The following is a 411-nucleotide window of genomic DNA, read 5'->3' on the forward strand; positions in this document are numbered from 1 at the left end:
CGATAACGCCGAGGATGACGCCGGCCAGCGTGCCGACAATGCCGATCGCYGCCCCGGTCATGAAGAAGATGCGCATCACCGCCCCGGAGGAGGCGCCCATGGTGCGCAGGATGGCGATATCGCTGCCCTTGTCCTTCACCAGCATGATCAAGCCGGAAATGATGTTGAGTGCTGCGACCAGGACGATCAGCGTCAGGATCATGAACATGACATTGCGCTCGACCGACAGCGCCGAGAAGAACGTCCTGTTGCGCTCCCGCCAGTCGGTGATGAATATCTGCTTGCCGGCCGCCTTTTCGATCAACGGCCGCATCTGGTCGACCATATCGGGGTGGTCGATGAAGACTTCGATCGACTGTGCGATGCCATCGGCATTGAAGAAGGTCTGCGCCTCCTCGAACGGCATGAAGA

General features: G+C 59.8%; 1 protein-coding gene. It reads right to left on the reverse strand.

What is annotated here, in order from left to right:
- A partial coding sequence (locus AC1D0P_RS30715; RefSeq protein WP_477680187.1) for an FtsX-like permease family protein occupies positions 1-411 on the reverse strand: 411 nt, incomplete at both ends.

The sequence above is a fragment of the Polaromonas sp. P1_G2 genome (genome assembly GCF_056405515.1).